A 25,993-nucleotide genomic window follows, 5' to 3' on the forward strand; every position below is an offset into this window, starting at 1 on the left:
CTTTAAAAATAATAAAAAGCATCTATAAGGTGTTCAATTGCAAAGGATTTGTCCTCTTTATTGATGGCAATAATATCAAACCGAACTTCAATATCCAAATCTCTTTCAATTACGTATGCATCTACTGCTTTTACCAAAAGTTGAATTTTTTTTGGTTTTACAAAATCTTGGGGCAATCCAAATTCGAGAGACGAACGGGTTTTGACTTCTACAATGGCTAGTGTATTTTCTATTTGGGCAATAATATCAATCTCAGCTTTTTGAAACGTCCAATTGGTGTCCAGAATAGTATATCCGTTTTCCCGAAGATATTCTACGGCAAGTTCTTCTCCCAGTTTTCCCAGTTCGTTGTGTGAAGCCATAGAAATTTTAGATTTTAGATTTTAGAAAAAAGAAAAGAGAACATAGAATATAGATTTTAAATGGGAGTTCAAGTCAAATATAAGATCGTCTAAGATTATCTAATTTTCGAAAAGTCTATTTTCTTTATTCTTTACTCTGTACTCTTTACTCTATATTCTTTTTATTTAAAAGTCACCGTATTGCAACTCTCATTAACGTCCATACTCACAACATTCCCCATAATCAAAGCTCGATTATCATGAACGTGTCCTGCAGGAAAATTATAAAGCACCGGAATATTGTATTTTCGAGTCACATCTTGCACAATTTCCATCGCATTTTTTCCCCACGGAATGTCATTGTCTTTCATTTTGGTCATTCCGCCTACAATAATTCCTTTGATGCTTTCCAGACAGCCATTGCGTTTCAAGTTCATCATCATTCGATCAATATGGTAAAGATATTCATCCAAATCCTCGATAAATAAAATTTTATCGGTACAATCAATTGCCGATTTAGATCCCAACAAACTGTACAAAATCGATAAATTACCACCAACTAATTCGCCTGTTGCTTTTCCAAAACGATTCATCGTAAAAGGGTCAATTTTATATTCAAGTGGTTGTCCAAACAATGCTTTTTTCAACGTTTCAATAGATTCGGGCGCTGTTCTTTCAATACTTACTGGCATTGTTCCATGAATCGATTTGTAACCCATGGTATTGAGATGATTGTGCAAAACCGTTACATCGCTAAATCCTACTAACCATTTTGGGTGTTGTTTGAATTTGGAAAAATCCAACAAATCAATCATACGCACTGTACCATATCCGCCACGAGCGCACCAAATCATTTTGATATTTGGATTATCCATTTGTTTTTGAAAATCGGATGCACGTTGTTCATCTGTTCCCGCCAATTGATTCAAATCCAATCCGATAGTGCTCCCAATAACAACTTCCAAACCCCACGAATGCAGTAAGTCAATTGTAGGTTTCAAGTTGTCATCAACATTTTTTCGAGCAGTTGCCACAATAGCAATAGTGTCTCCTTTTTGCAAATAGGGTGGTGTAATCATAGTAGTTTGAGCTTGACTGTTTGTAGATTGTAAAACAAAAATAAGCAATAGAAATTGATACAAAACGCATTTGTTTGTCATAAATGGAAATGGAATAGTATGCATGCTTAATTTTTGGAATAAATGTTTTTATAAAAGACAAAAACAAATATAGACAATTCTAAAACAAACCAAATTATTGTAATCAATTTACTATTTTTACAAAAGACTAACCCAATTTTACACCTTAACTAATGATAAAAGTAAGCGTTTCATTCTTATTTGTAATTCTTTTTTTATTTAAAGGAAATGCACAGAACAAAACTTTTGTGATTCATACCGTTGCCTTTTATAATTTCGAAAACCTTTTTGACACCATTAACGATCCAATCACCAATGACGAAGAATGGACACCAAAGGGAGACCAACATTGGAGCTCCAAAAAATACCATCAAAAATTAGAAAATTTATCCCGTGTATTATCCGAGATTGGAACCTCAGAAAATTCGAATTCTCCAACATTTATTGGTGGTGTCGAAATTGAAAATAGAACAGTACTTGAAGATTTAATTAAACAGCCCAAATTGATTGATAAGGATTATGGAATCATTCATTTTGATTCACCTGATAAAAGAGGAATCGACGTTGCCTTGTTATATCAAAAAAAACAGTTTCAACCTACCAGTTATTTGAACATTCCGTTGTATGTATATAAAGGAGAGCAACTGACGAAAGAAGTAGCAAAAACGGATTCATCTGAGAATGTAGAAACCGAAGATGTTATCCAACTCAACACCAAAAATTATCGAGTTTATACCAGAGATCAATTGCTGGTGACTGGTTTTTTGAATGGGGAAGAAATTCATATTATAGTCAATCACTGGCCATCGCGCTCTGGAGGCGAAAAGAAAACAAGTCCGTTCCGTGAGTTAGCAGGAGTGTTGAACAAGAAAATAATCGATTCTTTGCAACACATCAATCCTAATACTAAGATTATTACCATGGGCGACTTAAACGACAGTCCTTTTAATAATAGTGTGAAAAAAGCAATGGGCGCCAAAGGCAAAATTCAGGATGTTAATCCATTAGGAATTTACAACCCTTTCGAAGAAATGGCCAATAAGGGACTCGGAACAATTGCTTTTCGGGATTCTTGGGATATTTTTGATCAAATTTTAGTTTCGGGTTCGCTGTTGCAAAAGGATTACAGCTCGTTTCAATATTGGAAAGCAGGAATTTACAATAAACCTTTTTTAATCCAGAAAAATGGCAAATACAAGGGCTATCCTTTACGGCATTCCCTCACAGAAATTGGTTTCAGCGACCACTTTCCGGTTTATATTTATTTGATAAAAGAAAGAAAATGAAGTTTTAAAGATTTTATTCGGTTATAATTTTTACGTTTTCCTTTCTGTAAAGTAGCAAAACTAATCCCAAAGCAAAAAGTAAGCAACTTAATAGCATTAAATTTCCATTTTTCAATATAAAAAAAGAAAAACCAACGGAGGGTGCTCCAATAATAACCATTGCAGCTATTATAGTATGGGTTTTGATGAAATTTAATGCGTGCGCTGCTAGTCCAACAAAAAGCATAGAAGGTCCAATAATAACGAAAGGATACAAAATAGATGGAGTATTACTTATATGGTTGCTTAATTCTGTTTTAGCAATTTCATCATTCCCAAAACTCCACATCATAAAGTCAATAGTACAAAGACCTATATGAGCAATAACTCCTAAAGCTGTTAAAAAAGAGGCTACTGAATTAAGATTATTCTTTGGAAATACTTTATTGAATGAAATCAGTAATATAGCTCCAATCAAGTTAAACCAATGCGCAAAATCTACCGGTTTTTTAAAATAATCTAATTTAGAACCTTGGGAAAACAGGATATAACTTAAAACAAAAAATGACAATCCGATTAAGCAAATGTTTTTTGGTTTCATATTTTTTATAATATAGAAAATGTTAGTTCTTATAATAGACATTTGATTTTAGAATTTGTTACAGTTCTATATTTTTGTTAGATTATTCATCAGCTTGTGAGATTATATATCTTAAAAAATCTTCATCTTTTAACAGTAAAAAATGCTGACAAACAGCTACAATTCAAAACGTTTTCCTTGTTCTGGGAATATAAGTTCCACTCCCAAATCATTCTGTTTTTTCAATTGCTCTTTAATTTTTATCATATTTTTGGTAGGTGGTTTCAAATGCGTGATGATAATTTTGAAGTTCTTCAAAGCTCCTTTACCAGTCAAATCTTCCAGTTTATGCAATTCTGTCATTAAATAATTGGGGGTTAAATGACCAAATAATAAATTATCCGGTTGCTCATTTGGGAATGATACTTCAATAAAAATTCCTCTTAACTGTTTGTTCTGAATCAAAGGAGCGATGGATTTCCATAAGCCATTTAAATCATTGCTTTTTTCAACGGAATCAGGACCTGTATCCCCCAAATACAATACAGCATCATATTCGTTTTGGATTAAAAAAGCGGTACTCTCAAAAGGATTTACATGACTTAGCGGAAAGGCTTTTACCGTCATTGTGGTATTGGTAATTTTGGTTTGCTCTCCGAGAATGAGCGTTTGAAAATGATATTTTTTAATCTGAAAACCCGCACCTTCGTCTCCAAAATTGGCCCAAGTCTCTCCATTAAAATAATGCTTTTGCATCATTTCCATACATTTTTTGGTGGCATAAACCGTTTTGGAAGAATCTGCCGGAGAGTTGATAATCAAACCCGAAACATGATCCAAGTGGGCATGAGAAATACAATATCCTTTAATGTATTTTCGCAAAACTTCACTTTCCGAAACTTTGAAAACTTTGTTCGAAATGGCTTTTTCAATCCCAGCATTTATTGTTCCTGCATCAAGACAAATGTAATCTTGTGTGTTTATGGGAGCAACCAAATAGGCCGACAGATTTTTTTCGTCAATACCTCCTTTTATACCCAAAGGGACAACGTGAAAAGCACTTTTTTGAGCGAATAATGGAAGTGACATTAAAAACAAACCAATAAGAGAACGATGAATAAAAGTCATATTTGAAGAGTTTTTTTTTAATTTTATAACAGTTTATAAAATTACTCTCTTCTTTTTTAATAGTCGTATTTTTTTATAAAAAATGACAACAACCCATTAAAATGGTATAATTTTACTATTCTTTAAATTTAGGATTGATGTTTCTAAAGAAGGTGATTTAATTTCAAATATGAATTTAACCTCTAAAGACTATAAATATTAATCTTAAAATAATATCTTTACGCAAAAATATAACAATTTTAACCAAAAAAGTTACAATGACAACAATAGCAGATCAATTTGGGATGAAAGAGGCATTAGCGCAATTGGGAGTTAAAGCCATAAACGAAGGAACTTCGACAGGAATTAACCATTTTTCAAACGGAGCAATCCTAGAAAGTTTTTCGCCAGTAGATGGAAAATTAATTGCTTCTGTGAAAACGAGTACACCGGCAGATTACGAAAAAGTAATGCAAACTGCTACAGAAGCTTTCAAAACATTTCGATTAATGCCAGCACCGCAACGTGGCGAAATTGTACGTCAGTTTGGAGATAAATTGCGTCAAAATAAAGAAGCATTAGGAAAATTGGTTTCTTATGAAATGGGGAAATCATTGCAAGAAGGATATGGCGAAGTACAAGAGATGATTGACATCTGCGATTTTGCAGTTGGATTGTCACGTCAATTGCACGGACTAACCATGCACTCAGAGCGCCCAGGACACAGAATGTATGAGCAATACCATTCTTTGGGAGTGGTTGGAATCATTTCAGCATTTAATTTTCCAGTAGCAGTCTGGGCTTGGAATACAGCGCTAGCCTGGATTTGTGGTGATGTTTGCGTTTGGAAACCATCTGAGAAAACACCATTGTGTGGAATTGCTTGTCAAAATATCATTGCCGAAGTAATTAAAGAAAATAACCTTCCAGAAGGAATCTCTTGTTTAATCAACGGAGATTATTCAATTGGACAATTAATGACTGCCGACAAACGTGTGCCTTTAATTTCGGCTACGGGTTCTACTCGTATGGGTAAAATTGTAGCACAAGATGTTGCGGGTCGTTTAGGAAGATCATTGTTGGAATTAGGTGGAAACAATGCAATCATTGTAACACCAGATGCCGATATCAAAATGACCGTTATTGGAGCCGTTTTTGGAGCCGTAGGAACGGCAGGACAAAGATGTACATCTACTCGTCGTTTAATTATTCATGAAAGTATTTATGATAAAGTAAAAGATGCTGTAGTATCTGCTTATGGTCAGTTGAGAATTGGAAACCCATTAGACGAAAACAATCACGTTGGACCACTTATCGACACTCTTGCGGTAGATATGTATAATAACGCATTAACAAAAGTTGTTGCCGAAGGTGGAAAAATCCTTGTTGAAGGTGGCGTACTTACAGGTGAAGGATACGAAAGCGGTTGTTATGTAAAACCAGCAATTGCTGAAGCACAGAATTCATTCGAAATTGTACAACACGAAACGTTTGCTCCTGTTTTGTATCTAATAAAATATTCTGGAACTGTAGAAAATGCTATCGATGTCCAAAACGGTGTAGCACAAGGATTATCTTCTGCGATTATGACCAACAATTTGCGTGAAGCAGAACATTTCTTATCTGTAGTAGGATCGGATTGTGGAATTGCAAACGTAAACATTGGAACTTCAGGTGCCGAAATTGGTGGAGCTTTTGGTGGAGAAAAAGAAACAGGTGGCGGTAGAGAATCTGGTTCTGATGCCTGGAAAGTGTACATGCGTCGTCAAACCAATACCATCAACTACACTACAAGTTTACCTTTGGCACAAGGAATCAAATTTGATTTGTAGTAAATTATTAATTCACAAAAAAAGCGTCTTGTTTTAATTAACAAGACGCTTTTTAATTTATTACCATTTAACCCAGATTCCGAATTAGAAATCTATTACAACTAAATTCTTCTTCAAAACCAAGAACTTACTCCCATTTTTAAATTCAAAATACAAAAGTATTACATCTTCAAAAATAGTCCGTGAGCTCTTTCTTTTATTGAATAATTCAGTTTCGCTACGAAGTCTAATGCGGATTCTGGGTTTAACTTACATGCTAAAAGAAGCACCAATATTAAATGTAAATTGGTTGTTTAATTTTTCAAATCCATCTGCGTCTGTATTGTATTTTGCAATTGGGAATGCAGCTTCGGTAAAAAGTCCAAATCCTTCAGTAAAGAAATAACGAGCTCCAATATGACCACCAAAGTTTTTTAGACCTAAATTCAAACCTGGATAAATATCTAATTTTTCGTCGATGTTAAGAACGCTTCCCAAGTTGGCATTGATTCTAAATTTGGCATCAAAACGATCGTGAAATTCTGGTGTTTGACCTAAAACTTCGTCAACGCTTAATAAATAAGAACCTACTAAACCGTAAGATAAGTTTTCGCCTAATCCAAAATCAGTTGAAATCTGAATTCCAGTTCCGCCGTCTTGAATGTTTGCTCCAACATTAAATCTTGCATCTCCCTTACCTTTAAAGGCTTGTTGAGCATTTGTCAAACCAAAAGAAGCTAATACTAATAGTGTAATAATTTTTTTCATAATATAAATTAAGTGCTAAATTTTTGGCAAATATACTATTTAGATTCTATTTCTGCCTTTCTCATTAGGATATAAACTGGGTAAAGGTTCACTTTGCCAAAATTCTTTGCTGTCCACATCCAGAATTGTCAGTGGGCCTTTGAAAGCTGCACTAGTGTCAATATTCCAAATATTGTTTTTTTGTACCGGAATAGTTAAACCTATTCTGGAAACAGGTGTGTGACCAATATAAATTTCTTTGTATAATGTTAATCTTTTGGGGTAGTACAAGTGGTCCGGTTTCATATTTGGATCCAAAGCCAATGCAGTTTCCCAAAGTGATCTATCCCAATAAAACAATTTAGGGAAATATTCAAAATTCACCCCGTTCATATTGGTAAATCCAGCATGAATAAACAATCTATTTTGCTCATCCAAATAATAATCTTGAAGATTCTGCAAAAATTTTACATGACTATTTTTGGTTTCACCTTTCACATTTTGATAAGCCGAAACAGTAGCTTCGCCACCATGTTGGTACCATTGCTCGTTGTCTTTGCTGTCTTCAAGCCATTCTCGTAACAATTCGTCATGATTCCCACGAATACAAACAATTTCATGCGTTTTTTTTAATTCAATCAAAAAATTGATTACTTGCGGTGACTGACTCCATCCATCCACATAATCTCCTAAGAAAATCAGTTTGTCCTTTTGAGTTACTCTAGCTCTTTCCAAAATTTGATGTAAAGCACGCAAACCACCATGTATATCGCCTATTACTAATGTTCTCATTTATTCTCGATTTGTTCTTTTACAAAAATAAGGGAAAAGAAGTGTGGTTTGTTATTTTTTCGAAAGAGATGATAGAAGTGAACCAAAGATAATTTACTTAACGGTTTAAAAATAAAAAAACAAACTGCTCCTAAATAAAAGAATCATCTAGGTTTACGACCGCAAGAGGGATAGCGCCAAATTACCGAAGTAATGGCAATAGCCCGACCGCAATAAAAAATGGGGCCACTAGCACGAATGCAAAGTAGCCCCATTTTTTATTGTGGTCTTGCCCAAATCCTCCTTGAAATTTAGGAGCAAGTGGTATTAATGTTCTTTATGAAATGCTTTTTTGTTGAAAACGATCAAAATCCCAACTCCTGTTGAAATAGCCATATCGGCAACGTTAAAAATAGCATTGAAAAAAGTAAAATTACGACCGCCTAAAAACGGAACCCATTCTGGCATTGGATAATCTTTTATGAAAGGAAAATAAAACATATCAACAACTTGTCCGTTTAGCCAAGTTCCATAAGGCTTGTCTGTAAATATAGTAGCTAATTGCTGGTGGCTGTCATCAAAAATTACTCCATAAAAAACAGAGTCGATTATGTTCCCGAATGCACCTGCAAGTATCAAAGCAATGGCTACAATAAGATAATTCGAGCTTTTTTTTCTTTCTACCGCATCCCACAACCAATAGCCAATTCCAGTTACAGCGAAAAGTCTAAAAACGGTTAAGATTAATTTACCGTTTTCACCGGGGATTTTGGTTCCCCATGCCATTCCTTCATTCTCAATAAAATGAATTTGAAACCAATTGAATACCTGAACTTCTTCGCCTAAAATAAAATTTGTTTTTACATAAATTTTAGAAAATTGATCAACTAATAATATTATAATGATGAGAAAGTATGCTTTGAATAATGACATTTTTGAAAATTTTATGGCGTAAAAGTACTAATTTAATCAAAAAAAACGCTCCCAAAGGAGCGTTAATTATTTTATGAAAATAAATTTATCGTTGTAAATTTTTAGACTCGATACTCATTGTAGCATGAGGAACTATTTTTAATCTTTCTTTCCCGATTAATTTTCCTGATATTCTACAAACTCCGTACGTTTTGTTTTCAACACGGAAAAGTGCGTTTTTTAAATCACGAATGAACTTTTCTTGTCGAATAGCCAACTGAGAGTTAGCTTCTTTGGACATGATTTCACTACCTTCTTCAAATGCTTTAAATGTGGGAGATGTATCATCCGTTCCATTGTTAAGGTCATTCATGTAGGCACTTTTTATCAAATCCAAATCGGCTTGCGCCTTTTCGATTTTGTTCTGAATGATCTCCTTAAACTCTGCCAAATCAGCGTCAGAGTATCTTGCAATTTCATCTACCATAATACTAATTTTTTGTTATGATTATATTTGTTGTTATTCCATCAAACTCAATTTCCGTGCCCTGAGCTATAGTATCTTCAAAAACAAGTACTTCTGTAAGTGTTTCCGATTTTATATAGTCTTCGTTGGCCTTTACTGCTGTTTCCAAAGTATCATTTTTTTGCAAATGCACTTTAATTTTATCCGTTACCTCAAATCCGGCATCTTTACGAATATTCTGAATTCTATTCACCAATTCTCTTGCAATTCCTTCTTCTTTCAGTTCTGGAGAAATGGTTATATCCAACGCAACTGTTATTCCGTTTGAATTAGCAACCAGCCATCCTTCAATATCTTGAGACGTTATTTCTACATCTTCTAGTGATAAAATTACGCTATTTCCAGCAATTACAATGGTTATCGCACCTTCCTTATCAAATTGTGCGATTTGTTCTGTACTTAATTTTTGTATCTCTTTGGAAATCAACCCCATATCTTTTCCAAATCGTGGGCCTAAAGCTTTGAAATTCGGCTTAATTTGTTTGATCAAAATTCCGGAAGCATCGTCCAAAAGTACGATTTCTTTCACATTTACTTCTGCTTTTATCAGTTCCGAAACTGCCTCTATTTCAAGTTTTTGATTGTCGTCAAGTACCGGAATCATTACCTTTTGCAGTGGCTGACGCACCTTAATCATCTCTTTTTTTCTTAGCGATAAAACAAGTGATGAGATGGTCTGCGCTTTCTGCATTTTGCTCTCTAACTTTTTATTAACATACTTTTCAACTGAAACCGGAAACTGGGCCAAATGTACTGACTCAAAGTTTTCGCTCTGTGTTGCTCCTGTTAAATCTTTGTAAAGTTTATCCATAAAGAATGGAGCAATAGGGGCACCCAATTTACTTATGGTTAACAAACAAGTATAAAGTGTTTGATAAGCAGCAATTTTATCTTGTGCATATTCGCCTTTCCAGAAACGGCGACGACACAAACGAACGTACCAGTTACTCAAGTTTTCCTGGACAAACTCAGATATCGCACGAGCCGCTTTTGTTGGTTCGTAGTCGTCATAAAATCCATCTACATCGGCCACTAAAGTATTCAATTCTGAAATAATCCATTGATCAATTTCAGGTCTTTCGTTTATTGGAATTTCAACTTCTGCGTATTTAAAACCATCAATATTGGCATACAAACTAAAGAACGAATAAGTGTTGTATAAGGTTCCAAAGAACTTACGACGTACCTCAGCGATTCCCTCTAAATCGAATTTCAAGTTGTCCCAAGGATTCGCATTCGAAATCATGTACCAGCGCGTTGCATCTGGTCCATACTCTTTTAACGTTTCAAAAGGATCGGCGGCGTTACCTAGACGTTTGGACATTTTTTGCCCGTTTTTGTCCAAAACTAATCCGTTTGATACTACATTTTTATACGCAATTTTATCAAAAACCAAAGTCCCGATAGCGTGCAAAGTATAAAACCATCCACGGGTTTGATCTACTCCTTCGGCAATAAAGTTGGCTGGAAAATCTTTGTTTTCGTCTATTTTTTCTTTGTTTTCAAAAGGATAATGCCATTGTGCATAAGGCATTGCACCTGAATCAAACCAAACGTCTATCAAATCGGCTTCACGCTTCATCGCTTTTCCAGAAGCAGAAACCAAGGTGATTTCATCGACCACATTTTTGTGCAAATCAATCAAATCATAATTGGCTTCCGACATGTTTCCAATTTGGAAATCTTTAAAAGGATTTTCATCTTGAACTCCAGCCTGAACCGCTTTTTCAATTTCATTATACAATTCTTCTACCGATCCGATTAGAATTTCTTCAGTTCCGTCTTCGGTTCTCCAAATAGGTAATGGAATTCCCCAAAAACGAGAACGGGATAGATTCCAGTCGTTGGCATTTTTTAACCAATTTCCAAAACGCCCTTCTCCTGTTGCCTTTGGTTTCCAGTTGATGGTTTCGTTAAGGTCAAACATACGGTCTCTAACCTCCGTGATTTTTATAAACCAAGAATCCAAAGGGTAATACAATATAGGTGTATCTGTTCTCCAGCAATGTGGGTAACTGTGCACGTATTTCTCTACTTTGAATGCTTTATTTTCTTCTTTTAACTGAATAGCAATTTCTACATCTATGGAACGCTCTGGAGCAGCTCCATCTGCAGCAGTGTAATATTCGTTTTTAACATATTTACCAGAATACTGTCCTAATCCCTCAATAAATTTACCTTGTAAATTCACTAATGGGACTGGGTTATCATTTTCATCCAATACTAACATCGGAGGAACTTCGGGTTTTGCTTCTTTGGCAACTTTGGCATCATCTGCTCCAAAAGTTGGTGAAGTATGTACAATTCCTGTCCCGTCTTCGGTAGTTACAAAATCTCCTGAAATTACTCTAAACGCATTTTCTGGATTTTGGTACGGCAACACAAACGGCATTAATTGCTCGTAACGGATTCCTACCAAATCAGCTCCCTTGCATTCGGCAAGAATATGAAATGGAATTTTTTTGTCTCCTTCTTTAAAATTTTCAAAATCGGATGGTTCACTACTTTCAAAAAATCCTTTGCCAAATTGTTTACCTACGAGATTTTTAGCCAAAATCACATTCGAGGGACGGAATGTATATTGATTAAATGTTTTTACCAAAACATATTCAATTCGAGGACCAACGGTCAAGGCCGTATTACTTGGCAAAGTCCAAGGTGTAGTTGTCCAAGCCAAGAAATGAATTTCATCCAAGTCTAATCTTTCGAACTTGTAATGTTTTAAATTATTGGAGCTGATGTAATCATAAAAGGTATTGAAAACCAATTCTTTTTGATCTTCCAAGACTTTAAACTGTGCAACAACCGTTGTATCTGTAACATCTCTATAACTTCCAGGCTGATTCACTTCATGGGAACTCAAACCAGTTCCTGCTTTTGGAGAATACGGCTGAATGGTGTAGCCTTTGTACATCAAATCCTTGTTGTAGATTTGCTTCAACAACCACCAAACTGACTCCATGTATTTGGATTTGTATGTCACGTACGGATCTTCCATATCGACCCAATATCCCATTTTTTCGGTCAGGTCATTCCATACATCGGTATAACGCATAACAGTTTTTTTGCACGCTTCGTTATACTCCTCTACGGTTATTTTTTTTCCAATATCTTCTTTGGTAATTCCAAGTTCTTTCTCTGTACCCAATTCTACAGGCAAACCATGCGTATCCCAACCGGCTTTACGCTTTACTTGGAATCCTTTTTGGGTTTTATATCTGCAAAAAATATCTTTAATCGCACGTGCCATTACGTGGTGAATTCCTGGCAAACCATTAGCCGAAGGCGGTCCCTCAAAAAACACGAAAGGCTCATGTCCTTCGCGAGTGGTTACACTTTTCTCAAAGATGTTTTTTTCCTTCCAAAAATTCAGTACTTCTGACGCCACTGTTGGCAAGTCAAGTCCTTTGTATTCAGTAAATTTTGTACTCATTTTATCCTTTTCTTAATCGAGGTGCGAAAGTAAGGAATTTTATAGAAAAAAGACAAAACCCAAAGCAAAAGTTGCTTTTTGAGGCAAATTGCCATCGATTGGGCTTTTAACCCTTGATTTTTTATAAAACAAACCTAACTATTTTAGGGTTTCTAAAACAATATCGATACCAATACTTTCCACAAAAAAATGCCATAATGACGCGAATACAAAACTTTAAACAAACCAAAAGCGACTTTTTTATTGTTTCATTGGTGGAAACAAGAGAAAATAATTTGCGTAAAAAAACCCCAACAAAATTTTTAATTTAGTTGGGGTTTTATATGTCTTGTGTCCATTATTTAAAACTTCCGAAATAAACTTCCTTTATAAATATTCTATTGCTAAAAACAGGATTGATCTCAACTTTTTCTCTTAACTCTTGATAAGATGTTTCTCCATAATAATCTTCAATTTCATTGAGAATTTTATGTGGAATTTTACCATTGTTTAGTGAGGCAATTTCTTTATAATGTTGAAAAACTTTCCGTTCAAAGTAATTTTTATTTCCATTAATATAATCCGTTTTTTCAGCTGAGACTATAGTGTAGTTTTCTTTGTCTATGTATAAATTGTATTCTGCTTTTGGAATCATTCTGTTGGCAGAATTGAGGGTTTTTTCAAAATAGGTAAGGTGATAACAAACTCTACCATTGGACACATCATCAGAAACTAAATCAAATTTATTCCATAAATCAATTCGAAACGAAGTCAACAATTGAATAGGATCTAGACTTGTAACAACATTATAATAATCAGCCCTGTTTGTTTTTTTCCATTTTTCTGTAGAGACATCTAGGTCGTCATGTACCCAAGATTCTGCACCATTTACTATTTCTAAATAGATACTAGGTGTTTTTTTCTTCAACAAATAATTTGTTGAGGTAACCCACTTTTCTTCCGTTTGAGGCATATTGTTTTCCTCGAGTTTAATTTTAGAAAAAACATGTGTTTTCTCAATTTTCTTTATGGCTTCACTACCTCCCAAACTGTTTACAATTTTGGCCAATAAATCGGAGTTCTTTTGATAGTAAATAGAGTCTAAAATGTTTTTTCTTTCATTGATTCTTTTTTCAAGAAAAGTACTTCGGTTTCTTTTTTCTTCTTCCCAATCAACTTCATCTTGAATTATTCGTTCAAAAAAAGCAAGTCTAGCTTCTTCTTTTTCTTCCTTAATTTGGACACCTAATTTTTTTAATTCCACAAAACGATTCGTATGTGAACGGATCATTTTATCTACAAAATAAGATTTGTTGACCCGATCTATAATAGTTGTCCCTTTCGAACTTTGTTTGTCGTTTTTTATAAGTACATCTGCAAAAAACAGCGCTTTTTCTTTGTTTTCTAAAAGCAAATACGTCAATGCCAAATCATAAGAAACTATAAATCGGATGTTTTCGTTCTCTGGAACCTGAGGATATTTTGTTAAAAGGCTTTCTAAATAGGCTAAATGAGGCATTAATCCTTTTGAGTCTAAACCCTTTTCCAAAGTGACTTTACTCATTTGTTGGGTAATTTCATTCTCAAAGGCTAGCATTTGTTGGTATTCAGGATGTGACTTAGAGGTCATAAACTCAAACTTTTCTTTTTTCTCCTCACTTGAATATCCCAATTTATAATTTAATAAATTTTGAATACGATTCATTGTAGCATAAATAACCACATCAATTCCAAGATCCTCTATGCTAAAATCATTTTTGATATCCGAATGATTCATTTTTTTTCTATTGCTAGAAACGGCTTCAGTGGCTTCAACTTTATTATAATTTCCTTGAAAAACGTTTTTCTCAGAGCTTACAAATTCATTGGTATAAATTGACTTATCGGCACATTTTACTTCAATATTAATCTTGACATCAAATTTCGAATAAGGATAATAGTCCCAACTTTTGTTTTTAGTATTGTAAACACTATCCATTTGAGTAACGGTGTATGTGGGAAGAGGAATGGTGATGTAAATTTTTAACTTTCCATTTGAAGGGTCTTTTAAAAACCCATCAATATTGAAAAAGCTTTTTTTCAGCACTTGCTCTTCTGTTTTTAACTCAGGATCCATCTGATAAATAGTCGTTTGAGTAATCACATTGTCCAAGCAAGGATATTGAGAATACAGAACTGTAGGTATAAAAAATTTACCTTTCTTGGAAGAGACTTTGTCTTGTGCATGGATGGTATTCAATCCAAGAAATAGTACTAGTAGAAGTAGTTTTTTTATCATATGTTTAAAAAAAAAGCCATCAAATTAAATTTTGATGGCTCTTGAGTTTTTTATTTTTTATTAAAAATTTCGATTGAATCATCTTGCACATAAAAAATGTTTTGTGTGGCTGGATCAATTTCATAAACAGGGTGATTGTTTTTAAATATTAATTTATCAACTTCAACTCCGTCTGCTTTTCTAACTTTTACAAGCATTTTTTCACCTGTTTCTGTTTTAGCAAAAATATAGGCAAAATCTTTGTTTTGTTTCATTGCATTAAAACGAGACCCAAATTTTTCGGCTACCAATGCCATTGCACCAGCTCCAGCAGCAGCAGCAGCAGATTGATTTAGTTTTGCTTTGTCTTTTTGTTTTACAACAGATGTAGTTTCGTTACCATTGGCATCACGAGTAGTCATAGTCCATTCAGAACCTTGAATTCCTGTGGCTACAGATGTAGCTCCCAAAGCAAAACTTCCTAACATTGCAGCACCTTTTATAAACTGTCTTCCAGTTTCACCCGGTTGGTTGTATGTAACATGGTATTTTATTGTTCCATCAAGTGCAACACCCATTACTTCTACAGGTCCAGAGAGTGCAACTCCCCAAGGAAACATTTCAATACTGTTTAATTCTTTCTCTCTTTTGATATTCACTTTTGCAAATGGCTCTGGTTTATCATCAATTGTTGGATTGAATTTGTATAATTTCTCGTCATTATATACTAAGTACGAATTGGTTGATTCATCAAAAGTTGGTAAAACTGGACGATCTTTGTCAAACTGTATGTTGCGTTTCCACAATTTTTTACCCGTTTTGTAATCTACCATATTTCCATAAGTCCCGGTAAGATACATTACTTTTTCTCCCACTTTTCCTAAGTAGAAAATAGGATCTTCTTTGTCATCCGCGATTTCAATAAAGTTTTTCCAAAGTTTTTCTCCGTCTTTGTTGATTAACATCATCTCATTTTCGGCAACATACAAAAAGTCTTTATCGATTGGAATCACTTTTTTCAATCCATCACCACGAGCATCTTTTTTCCAGATTTTTTCACCCGTTTTTAGGTCGAAAAAATTAAATCCACCAAAATGGGCAATTAACAATTTGGTTCCCCAATCTTCAAGATAAACTACGTATTTTGTTTTTATGGACTCTTTCCAGATACTTTTTCCTGTTTCGGTACTCAAAACATTTAGGTACTCTTTTGATGAAAAAGTTCCAGCAGAATTAATTACAACAATATTATTGTCGTTTTGAGTTGGGAAGAATTTAGTATACTCTTCTTCGGCTTGCCAATTTAATTTTCCAGTTTCTCTATTAAAAGAATACAGTTTTCCGTATAGTAGGTAATAAATTGTAGCTCCATTTACCTGAGCTTTATTAATAATCGATTTTAGAGACAAACTAAACATAGATTTTGCTTTATCAACGCTAGTTTTCCACTTGATGCTTCCAGTTGACATATCTAATAAGGCAATATTCATATTCCCTTTTTCTCTAACGGTAATCAAATATTCATTCGTTTCAGGAAGAAAATCAGATTGTACAACCCAAAAAGATTCATTAGAAGAGTTGTAAACTACTTTTCCTGTATCTGTGTTGATGATTAAGAATTTTGAATTGATATAAGCTTCTACGTAAGGACTATTAGGTACGCTTTTTAATTCTTTTTTTTCTTTGAACATTTTGTCAAAATCGCCATCACCAATAAGTTCCATAGTCGATGCAGTACCAAAATCTTCTTTGGTTAACGTCCAAACTACTTTTTTGGTCTCGGCATCTATACCGCTAATTTTTCCATTTCCTTTAAAAACGATAATTCCAGTAATCTCATTTTGTACCAAATCTGAGATATTGCTATCTGTCTTAATAACTTCATCGAAATTTCTTTGTGAAAACATTGATATGCTGACAAATAGAAATAGCAGCATTGAAAACTTCATTTTTTTCATTTTGTTGGGGTTTTAATAAATTTAGGTTTGTTTTTTAAATTAAGCATAGCAAAAAATTCACAAAAAAAATATTACATTTTAATTGCGCGCAAATATAAAAAATTATATTTATTTTAAGAGAAAACTTCTTTCAAAACATCCAAAGATTTTGGTCTTTTGAATCCGTCGAGATGAAAACTATAATAATCGATTAAAATTTTCAAAAGCAATTGCCTTTCAATGACATGAAATGTTTTTTGATCGGTGTCGAGTTTCAAGTTTATCAGTTTTTTGAACAATTGTGTTTCGTGTTCCGTAAGGGAACTAATGGCGTGAAAAGGAGTAAAAACACCTTCGGTCATTTCGAAAAAAGGCATGTCCATATCCGAAGTGTCGGGATAGAAACCTAGGTATTTTGAAGTTTCCAACATTAAAATCAAATGAAAATTTGCAATTTCATCGTGTTGATCTAGCCAATGCAAAGCCGTTTCGAGAAAAGTAAACAAGGATTCGTTTTTTTCTTCTTCGTGTATCGAATGGTGTAAAATCTCGGAGAGAAATAATACCATAGTACTTTTGTAAATGTCTGAATGTATCGAATGAAAAGGAGACGAAATTTTTACTTCTTTGAAATTTTCTAAGGTTCCTTTGTTTTTATGAACCGCTTCAATTTCAATAATGGATAAGGGTTGAAAATAAGCCATTTTTTGGCTTGCTTTTCGAGACGAAAAAGCGTCCCTAACAAAGTAAGATTTCAATCCGCTCGATAAAGTAAAACATTTTACAATCAAGCTTTTCTCTTGAAATTTTAAGGACGAAATTACAATGGCTTTGGTTTTGACTAACATTTTGTTGGGTTATGTGATATACGTTATCAGTTATACGGCTCACTGATCACTAAAAAACTGAAGACTACCTTATAATCATCACTTTCTTAACTTTTGTTTCTATTCCATCTTGAGCAGAAATAAAAATCATATACACTCCCGAAGCCACTTTGTATTTTCCAAAAGCGGTGGTATCCCATTCTAAGGTTCCACCTTCTGTTGTGGCTTCAAAAACCAAATTGCCTGTAACATCTGTTATTTTTACATTGGCTTTGTTGAGCAATCCGTTTATTTTTACGGTACCTTCGTATTCGGGGCGAACGGGATTGGGATATACATATACATTGTTTAAATTCTCACTAGCCGATGTGGCAATTCCTTTGAACGAAATCAAACCTTTGAATGTTGCAATAAAAACTTCACCAGTATTACTGTTGATACTGATATCGTTTATTACATTACTAGGCAAAGGTGAATTGTCTGCGGTAAAATGATATTTGGTTTCCTGACCATTTGGGGATACCATAAATAGGCCTGCATCGGCAGTTCCTATCCATTTATTATTGGCACCGTCTACTTCTATATCGGTTATAAATTGTTCATACAATAATTCCTGAGCCAGATTGTCCTCCAAAATAATAATGCTTTGGGTAGTGAGCTGACTCTCGTTTTGAAAATTGTTTACATTTGACAAAACCCTTAATCCCTTTGTTGTTCCTATCCACAATTGACTTTTGGTATCTAGGGCAAGGGCATGTACATTGTCTATCGGTAAATTTCCTTGGTCTGCACCAAAAGTAATTTTCTTGAAGCTATTACTACTTTCGTTAAAACCTATTACTCCATTTCTGTTGGTTGCCATCCATTTGGTCCCATTTTTATCAATGACCATCATGCCAAAATCATTACTATTATAATCGGACACTATTTTATCCATAGCATAGCTTTTCCATTGTCCACTGGAACTAAGCATTTTTAAACCATTGACAACCCTACAATTGGTTACCCACAAATTGCCCGACTTATCAAAGGCTGAACCATTGATTCTGATGTCAATATAAGAAGGGTTTGGTGGACTTATAGCCAATGACTCTAGTGCGCTATTGGTTTGATTGTATAAAATAGTTGGCACATCATTTTCGATTTTGAGTAATCCCGAGAAAAAAGAACTGGCAAATACTTGTTTTTCATTGCTCGGATTGATTGCAACTTTTGATAGTGATTTGGCTCCCAAAACTTTATCGAAAGAAATATTCAACCACCCCGAGTTACTGAATTTACTGACTCCAAAATCGTCCAGCGGATAAGGATTGTAAAAAACATCATAATCACCATAGACTGTCCAAAGCTGATTTGGGGTTACTTGCAAAGAAAAAATATTGTTCCGGGAAGGTCCAATTGGCGTTATGTTTTCAAAAACTGAAACAGATGAAACTGAGCTAGTAATCAATCCGTTTTCTTGCGTTCCAATATAAATTGTATCGTTTATAACGGTAGCACAGCTAAATTTTGAGTTGATTTCGGGTATTTGGTTTTTGTTTATTTGCCGTTGCAACACCATTTGTTTATTGTAAACATAAACGACATTTGTGGTTGTTATGATAAAATAATCCGTTGTAGCTCTAAAGTCAGCAGCTGGTTCTGGCAAAGCAAAAAAGTCATTAAACGAATTGGACATTGAATTGTATTTTTGAATGTTGCCACTTGCAGCAACGGCATACAACTCGGTTCCAAAAGAGGCAATCCCGGACCAATTACCAGCTGTTACTGTTTGCCATTGACTGAAATCGATTAAATTAGTATTCGTTACATCGCCTTTCCGAATACCATTTGAAGTGGAGGCATAAATAAATCCTTTGAAAACCGTAGTTTGGGTTACCTGCAATTCGGCTCCATTATCACCAATATAATAAGTGTCACCAAACTTGGAGTTGGCCATATTGAATTGTACAATTCCAAAATCGGTCGCTACATATACAATCCCGCCGAATTCCATGAAATTGTTGATTTCTTTTATGCTGGCAGGCAGATTTTTATTGATGATATCAACCACTTTGAGCATGGACCCATCGGCTTCGTTGATGACGATGAGTAATCCATTTTGATATCCCACAATTGTTTTATTAAAAGTTGGGCTGTAATACAATGCCGTAATGGTTTCGCCTGAAAGTCCATCAATTGTTGTGGCAGTTTTTATAATATTTGTGCTACTGTCGCGGGAGAACAAAGCGTTCTCTGAAGCAGCATAAATGGCAGTTGATGATTGTGTTACATCTTGTATTTGGGTATAAGAGAAATAGCCTTGCCAAGACAAATTGGTTTGTGCAAATGCCAATTGAAAGACTAATAAAAATAATAAATGTAAAATCCTTTTATACATGAAATAAGCTATTGGTGCACAAATATAGTGCAAAGGAAAAGAGATTTTAGAGTACCGATTTAGATTTTAGAATTATGTAATGCTTTTTCGTATGCTTTTCGTTGTCCGCCTCTGAAATAGACTTCGCCACAGAAGGTGTAACCTAATTTTTCAAAGACTTTGATCATTCCAATATTATCAAAATTGGTATCTGCTTTTACACTGTAAATATTGTTATTGCGTGCAAAATCTTCGATGAATCCAATCATAATTTTGGCACAGCCTTTCCCCAAATACGCTTCGGAAATGGCCACTCGATGGAACACTACAAAATCATCATTGGTTAGCCACTTCCCTTCAATTTTTGCATATTGAGGTTCGTCGTTGATTAATATTGCACTATATCCTACGATTGTTTCTCCATCGGTCAAAACAAATCCGGCCTCTTTTTCAATGTCTTTATGTACCACCTCGGGATTGGGATAGCCATCTTGCCATTGGTCGCTTCCTTCTTCTTTTCTGCGTTGTATGGCCAATTGCAAAATATCCCATATTGGAGGGATTTCGGAAATTTTTGCTTTTCTAAAGTGATAATCGATCATTGTAATTTTTCTTTATATAAAATTGAAACGAAGTTCTGTTACAACAGTGGGGTTGAGGTTAAATTACGCCCTATTTTAGGATTTGCCACTCGAGCGATAGCGAACAGGCGAAACAAATCTTACCAAAATATCAAAATAGGTTCTAATAGCTTTTGGAAACTATTTTCTTTTTCAATGAATTTTTCATCATAAAATACAAACCGATTATTATAAATGGAATACTCAATAATTGTCCCATATTTAACTTCATTCCATCTTCAAATGCTACTTGATTTATTTTAAGAAACTCTATTAGTATTCTCATCGTGAAAATTAAGGTTATTGCTAAACCAAACAAAAAGCCATTTCCTAACTTTATGTTTTTTGTTTTGTAGATAGTTAAAACCAGAATAAAAATTAGTAAATATGAAATTGCTTCATATAGTTGAGCTGGATGTCTTGGAATATTGTCAACACTTCTAAAAACAAAGGCCCAAGGCATTGTGGTTGGATTACCAATCATCTCTGAGTTCATTAAGTTGGCAAGTCTTATAAATGCTGCTCCAAGTGGCGCGACGATTGCTATTAAATCAAGCACTTTAAGGTATTTTATTTCATATTTTTTTGAATATAAATAAAGGGAAATGATTAATCCAATTGTTCCTCCATGGCTTGCCAGACCTGCATAGCCAATAAATTTGTATTCTCCAGTTAGCGTTTTCTTAATTGGTAGCATAATTTCTAAAAGGTTTTTTGAATAATAATCGAAGTCGTAAAATAGGCAATGCACCAATCTTGCACCAACTAGAATTCCAACTATTCCGTAAACAAACAAAGCTTCGTGAGCGCTATCTTTTAAGTTTTCTCTTTGAAAAATTCTTTTTAGAATATACATAGACAAAAGTAAACCACTAGCAAACAAAAGCCCATAATACTTTAATGGAAACCCGAGAATGTTTATTATTTCAGAATCAAAATCCCAATTTATGTATAATGCGGTCATAATTTTAAATTATTTTTTTACGGGCTTTTGAGTAAACTTGGTTTCAACAGTTTACCGCTTGAAGATATGACGGATTAAGGAAGCCTAAACCCGTTTTAAAAATTAAATTTTAAATTTTAAAACCACCCGATTGATTGCAGAACCTTTTATTTTTCAGGTGTTCTTTTATAGTCTTTTACGATTAAGTAAATTGAAATTATAAAGACAATAATATATAAAATGTCTAAAATGGGTTCTTTGAGTGTAAAGTTTTTAAAATCAATGTGTTTTTTTAAGGTCAAGCCTAATGTAAATGCAATAAGCGCAAAAAACCAATTTGTTCCTTTTTTACTTTCCATATTTTTAATGTTTTGTTAGAATGTCAATAGTAAATCCGATTGCAATAATAATAATGTAGAAAGTTATAGTTCCCAAAAGATAAGAAATTAAGGCTTTCACATAATTACCCATTCTCCTTTCTTCAAAGAAATTGGCTGTTGCCCAAGTTAAATAAAAGATTCCAAGAATACCTGCTATACTTAATAATTTGTAATGTAAAAGACCTTCTATAATTGCAAAAACAGCAAAAATCAACATTGAAATTCCTTGTACAAAACACAACATAATTAGTATTTCATAAAAGTTATATCCATACTTTTTAAAAAATACTTTCAACCATATAGCGATAAAAGTTCCTGTCAATATACTTGCATATCCATAATTTGCTTGTATCCATTTTAAAATATTTCCCACAGCTGATTTTTCAAAACCTTCGTGTTTTAAATACTCATCTTCTATGTGAAAGAAATGGCTAATTAAGGTGTAGATTAATGAAGTTACAATTATAAAAATTACTGGTTTTACAAGTCTACTTCTATTATTTAAAATGTAATTTCTAGTCGTTTGTCCCGGATTAATAACCAGTTCTTTAACAGTGTATAAAATTCCTCGTTCAAAATGCAATACGTGTTCAATTTCATGAAGGATGTAATGTCTATCAATTCTTTTTAGATAAACTGGCTCTCCACAATTTGAGCAATAGTTTTTTATTAGTTCGTCATTACAATTTTTACAATTCATTTGTTTAGTCAATTTTTCTGTTACTTTTTTTGTCTGAAGTTGGTTGGGCAAAATTGCCACTAACATATACACAACTTGCAAGGCACTCCAAATCTAGCCAAAACCAGATGAACACAAATTGCATAAAAACTTCCGTGTATTGTTCTCAAATATATTGAATAATACTTACAATTTCCTAAAAAAAAATTGCAAAGTGTGATTTTCTTTTGGTCTTGAAAAAACATAAATCTCTCGTTTTTCTTGAAGTTGTTGTGTTTGCGAAAGGGATAGCAACTAGCTACCGAAGTAGCGTGCATAGCCCGACCGCATTGTAGTAAGTGGGCAAATAGGCGGTGTCTAAAGTAGCCCACTTGCTATAATGGGGTTTCGCCCGAATAATTTTGGTATTTAGATTTTTGAATTCTGTTTTATGAACACAAAAAAAATGCCTTTAATCTTTGCAGAAAAAAGGCATTTTATATTATTTATGGATTCAAATCGTTAATCTAAAATCCGAATTTTAAAATTATACTACTCCTTGAGCAAGCATAGCATCGGCAACTTTTACAAATCCGGCGATGTTGGCTCCTCTTACGTAGTCTGTATAACCTGATGCATCAGTTCCATATTGTACACATGAAGCGTGAATGGCTAGCATGATTCCTTTTAATCTTTCGTCAACTTCTTCTGCACTCCAGCTTAAACGCAAAGAGTTTTGAGACATTTCAAGTCCTGAAGTAGCTACTCCACCAGCGTTTGAAGCTTTTCCTGGAGCGAATAATATTTTTGCTTTTGTGAATACATGAACGGCTTCTGGTGTAGAAGGCATGTTTGCTCCTTCGGCAACACAAGTACATCCGTTGGCAACTAGCATTTTTGCTTCGTCTTCGTTCAACTCATTTTGAGTAGCACAAGGTAAGGCAACATCACATTTTACTTCCCAAGGACGTTTTCCTGCTACGTATTTTGCATTTGGATATTTAGTAACATAATCACTAATTCTTCCTCTTAACTCATTTTTGATAAGCATTACATGAGCTAATTTTTCAGCATCAATTCCGTCTGCATCGTAGATATATCCAGCAGAGTCAGACAGAGTAACTACTTTACCTCCTAGTTGAGTTGCTTTTTCGGCAGCGTATTGTGCTACGTTTCCAGATCCAGAGATTACTACTGTTTTACCTGTAAAGCTTTCTCCTTTGGTAGCCAACATACTTTGTGCAAAATATACATCTCCGTATCCAGTTGCTTCTGGACGAACTAATGAACCTCCAAAAGAAATTCCTTTACCTGTTAAAACTCCAGTAAATTCGTTTCTTAATCTTTTGTATTGACCAAACATGTATCCTACTTCTCTTCCACCTACACCGATGTCTCCTGCGGGTACATCTGTGTTTGCTCCGATATGTTTAGACAATTCGGTCATGAAAGCTTGACAAAAACGCATTACTTCATTGTCTGATTTTCCTTTTGGATCAAAATCGGCTCCACCTTTTCCACCGCCCATTGGTAGTGTAGTTAAGCTGTTTTTGAACGTTTGTTCGAAAGCTAAGAATTTTAAAATGCTTAAATTTACTGAAGGATGAAAACGAATTCCTCCTTTATATGGTCCGATAGCCGAATTCATTTGAATACGGTATCCTCTATTTACTTGTGTATCTCCTTTGTCGTCTATCCAAACTACGCGAAACATAATGATACGATCTGACTCGACCATTCTTTCCAAAAGCATTTTGTTTTGGTATTTTTTGTTTTCTTCAATGAAAGGAATTACTGTTTCAGCAACTTCTACAACAGCTTGCATAAATTCCGGCTCGTTCGGATTTCTTTTGGCAACTAATTCGATAAAATCTGTAATACTTTGTGACATGATTATTAAATTATAAACGTTATAAAACGCTTCCGTTAGTTTTGCAAAGATACAGCATATTTAAATATTTTAACTTAATTTTTGAGCAATCATTACAAAATTATCTTTTTATTAATCATTTATAAAAAATCCAACACAAGGGGTATTGTTTTTACGAAATCGATGTAGTTTTCGTAATGAAACAGATAATTCTAGCAATTTTTTAAATATATTTCAAAACATATTTCTGCCAATATACTTTTTATATCTTTGCCCCGTTTTAAAAATTTAACCTACTATGATTAAACACAAACTACTAACAATCATTATCCTACTCGGATGTGTAATCCCAGCTTTCCCCCAAGCAGGTATTGTTCATGAAGTAGGTGTGATTGCAGGCCTTATAGAGTTTCGCTCGGACTATGGCCAAAGAGGCGATATAAAAAACAATTTAAGCAATATGGGTTTTGAAATTGCAATTGTGGATTATATGAATTTCTCTTACAACGATAATTCAAATCGCTATTTCAATGAACATTTCAAAGTGCGTTCAGAACTTTCCTTTAGCAAAGCCGATTTGAAGCATTATGGTGAATATGTTAAAAAAACTAGTGTTGGATCCAAACAACTACAAGCAATGAGAGGTTCAACTCAAATAATCAATTTAGGAACTCAAATCGAATATTACTTTAGACACATTCATGATACTGAAAACACTCTTGGTAGTTGGGCGCCTTATGTTGGTTTTGGTGTGCAAATTGGATATTATACAGCTACTGCAACCTCTACTTTAGGAGCGTTAGGCAATGCTACTGCTACTTTTCCAAAATATTTGGTTCCTTCTGATGGTCGTCCCCATGGTTTTTCAAATGAAAGTAAAGCAGTTACTTCACAAGTTTTGAATTTGGGAACGCGTTACAAGCTAAATGAAATGTCAGATCTTGTATTTGATATAAGAGCTCAATATTTTAATTCGGATTGGGTTGATGGACTTAATCCAAACAATAAAATTTATACAGAAAACAAAAGCAATGATTGGCTTACTTTTGTTGGAATCGGATATATCTACTATTTAGAAAATTAAAATCAGCTTTAATTTTAAAAAAAATCCCAACGCTTATTAAAAGTAAGGTTGGGATTTTTTGTTTATGTATTCTCGGATTAATTTTAAACATATAAGTCATTTAAGTATAAAAATAGTTAGTTTCCTAAAACAGAGATTAAAAGTCAATATAAGTTGGTCAATTGTTTTTGCTTAAATGAACTTTTGGTTTTACTTAATGATATCCAAGAAATAAAAACTTGGCTCTTCGCCTAAACTAGTGGGTACATCTTTTATACGTTTCCAAGATAATATATCATAGCAATGAAGTTTTCCGAATTTCGATAGCCTCTTGCCCTAGATCTGGCTAATTGCATCACGCTGTTTAGTCCTTCTGAAACGGCATTAGTTATCCCTGTTGTGATTGATTTGATTATTCCATTGTAATGTGCATAAATCGTCTTTATAAAAATATTTATTGGTCTTAAT

At 34.0% G+C, this 25,993-nt stretch carries 22 protein-coding genes; 3 read left to right on the forward strand and 19 right to left on the reverse strand.

Annotation, left to right across the window (positions count from 1 at the left end):
* Positions 1-2: 2 nt before the first annotated feature.
* Both AC8GF4_RS15975 and AC8GF4_RS15980 read right to left on the reverse strand, forming a co-directional pair.
* A complete protein-coding gene (locus AC8GF4_RS15975; protein WP_506596023.1) occupies positions 3-362 on the reverse strand; it encodes a YraN family protein in 360 nt (119 codons plus the stop codon).
* 161 nt (positions 363-523) lie between these two features.
* Positions 524-1,420, reverse strand: coding sequence for a S66 peptidase family protein (locus AC8GF4_RS15980; protein WP_506596071.1), 897 nt, complete (start codon positions 1,418-1,420; stop codon positions 524-526).
* A gap of 233 nt (positions 1,421-1,653) precedes the next feature.
* Between AC8GF4_RS15980 and AC8GF4_RS15985 the strand changes: the two genes are divergently transcribed.
* The gene (locus AC8GF4_RS15985; protein ID WP_506596024.1) at positions 1,654-2,766 is read left to right on the forward strand and encodes an endonuclease/exonuclease/phosphatase family protein; all 1,113 of its coding nucleotides are present in this window, start codon (positions 1,654-1,656) and stop codon (positions 2,764-2,766) included.
* Between the two features lie 13 nt (positions 2,767-2,779).
* On the opposite strand, the gene AC8GF4_RS15990 is transcribed toward AC8GF4_RS15985, so the two are convergent.
* Entirely contained in the window at positions 2,780-3,346 is a 567-nt protein-coding gene (locus tag AC8GF4_RS15990; protein WP_506596025.1) for a hypothetical protein, read from the reverse strand.
* A 156-nt stretch (positions 3,347-3,502) separates the two neighbouring features.
* Positions 3,503-4,453: an MBL fold metallo-hydrolase gene (locus tag AC8GF4_RS15995; protein ID WP_506596027.1), complete on the reverse strand. Its 951-nt coding sequence runs from the start codon at positions 4,451-4,453 to the stop codon at positions 3,503-3,505.
* Positions 4,454-4,710: 257 nt separating this feature from the next.
* Between AC8GF4_RS15995 and amaB the strand changes: the two genes are divergently transcribed.
* Positions 4,711-6,264: an L-piperidine-6-carboxylate dehydrogenase gene (amaB, locus tag AC8GF4_RS16000; RefSeq protein ID WP_506596028.1), complete on the forward strand. Its 1,554-nt coding sequence runs from the start codon at positions 4,711-4,713 to the stop codon at positions 6,262-6,264.
* Between the two features lie 249 nt (positions 6,265-6,513).
* On the opposite strand, the gene AC8GF4_RS16005 is transcribed toward amaB, so the two are convergent.
* The 14 genes from AC8GF4_RS16005 to gdhA all read right to left on the reverse strand — a co-directional run bounded on the left by AC8GF4_RS16005 (position 6,514) and on the right by gdhA (position 24,483).
* Positions 6,514-7,011 (reverse strand): DUF6646 family protein, encoded by a 498-nt coding sequence (locus AC8GF4_RS16005; protein WP_506596029.1) that lies wholly within the window; start codon positions 7,009-7,011, stop codon positions 6,514-6,516.
* Positions 7,012-7,050: 39 nt separating this feature from the next.
* On the reverse strand, positions 7,051-7,782 hold the full coding sequence (locus AC8GF4_RS16010) for a metallophosphoesterase (protein ID WP_506596031.1): 732 nt from the start codon (positions 7,780-7,782) through the stop codon (positions 7,051-7,053).
* A 306-nt stretch (positions 7,783-8,088) separates the two neighbouring features.
* Positions 8,089-8,694: a lipoprotein signal peptidase gene (locus AC8GF4_RS16015; protein WP_506596033.1), complete on the reverse strand. Its 606-nt coding sequence runs from the start codon at positions 8,692-8,694 to the stop codon at positions 8,089-8,091.
* A gap of 85 nt (positions 8,695-8,779) precedes the next feature.
* A complete protein-coding gene (locus tag AC8GF4_RS16020; protein WP_506596034.1) occupies positions 8,780-9,160 on the reverse strand; it encodes a TraR/DksA family transcriptional regulator in 381 nt (126 codons plus the stop codon).
* Positions 9,161-9,164: 4 nt separating this feature from the next.
* Positions 9,165-12,632, reverse strand: a complete 3,468-nt coding sequence (ileS, locus tag AC8GF4_RS16025; protein WP_506596036.1) for an isoleucine--tRNA ligase — start codon at positions 12,630-12,632, stop codon at positions 9,165-9,167.
* A 337-nt stretch (positions 12,633-12,969) separates the two neighbouring features.
* Entirely contained in the window at positions 12,970-14,889 is a 1,920-nt protein-coding gene (locus AC8GF4_RS16030) for a hypothetical protein (protein WP_506596038.1), read from the reverse strand.
* Positions 14,890-14,939: 50 nt separating this feature from the next.
* Positions 14,940-16,826: an outer membrane protein assembly factor BamB family protein gene (locus tag AC8GF4_RS16035; RefSeq protein ID WP_506596039.1), complete on the reverse strand. Its 1,887-nt coding sequence runs from the start codon at positions 16,824-16,826 to the stop codon at positions 14,940-14,942.
* A 113-nt stretch (positions 16,827-16,939) separates the two neighbouring features.
* Positions 16,940-17,653, reverse strand: coding sequence for a DNA repair protein RecO (recO, locus tag AC8GF4_RS16040; protein ID WP_506596041.1), 714 nt, complete (start codon positions 17,651-17,653; stop codon positions 16,940-16,942).
* A gap of 64 nt (positions 17,654-17,717) precedes the next feature.
* Positions 17,718-20,012, reverse strand: coding sequence for a type IX secretion system anionic LPS delivery protein PorZ (gene porZ / locus AC8GF4_RS16045; protein ID WP_506596043.1), 2,295 nt, complete (start codon positions 20,010-20,012; stop codon positions 17,718-17,720).
* Between the two features lie 59 nt (positions 20,013-20,071).
* Positions 20,072-20,593, reverse strand: coding sequence for a GNAT family N-acetyltransferase (locus tag AC8GF4_RS16050; protein ID WP_506596045.1), 522 nt, complete (start codon positions 20,591-20,593; stop codon positions 20,072-20,074).
* Positions 20,594-20,735: 142 nt separating this feature from the next.
* Positions 20,736-21,575, reverse strand: coding sequence for a prolipoprotein diacylglyceryl transferase (gene lgt, locus AC8GF4_RS16055; RefSeq protein ID WP_506596047.1), 840 nt, complete (start codon positions 21,573-21,575; stop codon positions 20,736-20,738).
* A 146-nt stretch (positions 21,576-21,721) separates the two neighbouring features.
* Positions 21,722-21,913: a hypothetical protein gene (locus tag AC8GF4_RS16060; RefSeq protein WP_506596049.1), complete on the reverse strand. Its 192-nt coding sequence runs from the start codon at positions 21,911-21,913 to the stop codon at positions 21,722-21,724.
* Between the two features lie 4 nt (positions 21,914-21,917).
* Entirely contained in the window at positions 21,918-22,634 is a 717-nt protein-coding gene (locus tag AC8GF4_RS16065; RefSeq protein WP_506596051.1) for a DUF3667 domain-containing protein, read from the reverse strand.
* A gap of 505 nt (positions 22,635-23,139) precedes the next feature.
* Positions 23,140-24,483 carry an NADP-specific glutamate dehydrogenase gene (gene gdhA, locus AC8GF4_RS16070; protein WP_506596053.1) on the reverse strand — a complete coding sequence of 448 codons (1,344 nt, stop codon included), beginning with the start codon at positions 24,481-24,483 and terminating at the stop codon, positions 23,140-23,142.
* A gap of 277 nt (positions 24,484-24,760) precedes the next feature.
* On the opposite strand from gdhA, the gene AC8GF4_RS16075 reads away from it, so the two are divergent.
* Positions 24,761-25,546, forward strand: coding sequence for a THC0290_0291 family protein (locus AC8GF4_RS16075; protein WP_506596055.1), 786 nt, complete (start codon positions 24,761-24,763; stop codon positions 25,544-25,546).
* Between the two features lie 251 nt (positions 25,547-25,797).
* On the opposite strand, the gene AC8GF4_RS16080 is transcribed toward AC8GF4_RS16075, so the two are convergent.
* The coding region (locus AC8GF4_RS16080; protein ID WP_506596057.1) for a transposase at positions 25,798-25,993 on the reverse strand (196 nt) is incomplete at its 5' end.

The sequence above is a fragment of the Flavobacterium rarum (SeqCode) genome, from assembly GCF_965234445.1.
Lineage (GTDB): Bacteria > Bacteroidota > Bacteroidia > Flavobacteriales > Flavobacteriaceae > Flavobacterium > Flavobacterium rarum.

What these genes read in the sequence shown, in the direction of transcription:
- AC8GF4_RS15975 (WP_506596023.1), bottom strand. Translation starts at nt 362, where the DNA reads ATGGCTTCACACAACGAACTGGGAAAACTGGGAGAAGAACTTGCCGTA.
- AC8GF4_RS15980 (WP_506596071.1), bottom strand. Translation starts at nt 1,420, where the DNA reads ATGATTACACCACCCTATTTGCAAAAAGGAGACACTATTGCTATTGTG.
- AC8GF4_RS15985 (WP_506596024.1), top strand. Translation starts at nt 1,654, where the DNA reads ATGATAAAAGTAAGCGTTTCATTCTTATTTGTAATTCTTTTTTTATTT.
- AC8GF4_RS15990 (WP_506596025.1), bottom strand. Translation starts at nt 3,346, where the DNA reads ATGAAACCAAAAAACATTTGCTTAATCGGATTGTCATTTTTTGTTTTA.
- AC8GF4_RS15995 (WP_506596027.1), bottom strand. Translation starts at nt 4,453, where the DNA reads ATGACTTTTATTCATCGTTCTCTTATTGGTTTGTTTTTAATGTCACTT.
- amaB (WP_506596028.1), top strand. Translation starts at nt 4,711, where the DNA reads ATGACAACAATAGCAGATCAATTTGGGATGAAAGAGGCATTAGCGCAA.
- AC8GF4_RS16005 (WP_506596029.1), bottom strand. Translation starts at nt 7,011, where the DNA reads ATGAAAAAAATTATTACACTATTAGTATTAGCTTCTTTTGGTTTGACA.
- AC8GF4_RS16010 (WP_506596031.1), bottom strand. Translation starts at nt 7,782, where the DNA reads ATGAGAACATTAGTAATAGGCGATATACATGGTGGTTTGCGTGCTTTA.
- AC8GF4_RS16015 (WP_506596033.1), bottom strand. Translation starts at nt 8,694, where the DNA reads ATGTCATTATTCAAAGCATACTTTCTCATCATTATAATATTATTAGTT.
- AC8GF4_RS16020 (WP_506596034.1), bottom strand. Translation starts at nt 9,160, where the DNA reads ATGGTAGATGAAATTGCAAGATACTCTGACGCTGATTTGGCAGAGTTT.
- ileS (WP_506596036.1), bottom strand. Translation starts at nt 12,632, where the DNA reads ATGAGTACAAAATTTACTGAATACAAAGGACTTGACTTGCCAACAGTG.
- AC8GF4_RS16030 (WP_506596038.1), bottom strand. Translation starts at nt 14,889, where the DNA reads ATGATAAAAAAACTACTTCTACTAGTACTATTTCTTGGATTGAATACC.
- AC8GF4_RS16035 (WP_506596039.1), bottom strand. Translation starts at nt 16,826, where the DNA reads ATGAAAAAAATGAAGTTTTCAATGCTGCTATTTCTATTTGTCAGCATA.
- recO (WP_506596041.1), bottom strand. Translation starts at nt 17,653, where the DNA reads ATGTTAGTCAAAACCAAAGCCATTGTAATTTCGTCCTTAAAATTTCAA.
- porZ (WP_506596043.1), bottom strand. Translation starts at nt 20,012, where the DNA reads ATGTATAAAAGGATTTTACATTTATTATTTTTATTAGTCTTTCAATTG.
- AC8GF4_RS16050 (WP_506596045.1), bottom strand. Translation starts at nt 20,593, where the DNA reads ATGATCGATTATCACTTTAGAAAAGCAAAAATTTCCGAAATCCCTCCA.
- lgt (WP_506596047.1), bottom strand. Translation starts at nt 21,575, where the DNA reads ATGACCGCATTATACATAAATTGGGATTTTGATTCTGAAATAATAAAC.
- AC8GF4_RS16060 (WP_506596049.1), bottom strand. Translation starts at nt 21,913, where the DNA reads ATGGAAAGTAAAAAAGGAACAAATTGGTTTTTTGCGCTTATTGCATTT.
- AC8GF4_RS16065 (WP_506596051.1), bottom strand. Translation starts at nt 22,634, where the DNA reads ATGAATTGTAAAAATTGTAATGACGAACTAATAAAAAACTATTGCTCA.
- gdhA (WP_506596053.1), bottom strand. Translation starts at nt 24,483, where the DNA reads ATGTCACAAAGTATTACAGATTTTATCGAATTAGTTGCCAAAAGAAAT.
- AC8GF4_RS16075 (WP_506596055.1), top strand. Translation starts at nt 24,761, where the DNA reads ATGATTAAACACAAACTACTAACAATCATTATCCTACTCGGATGTGTA.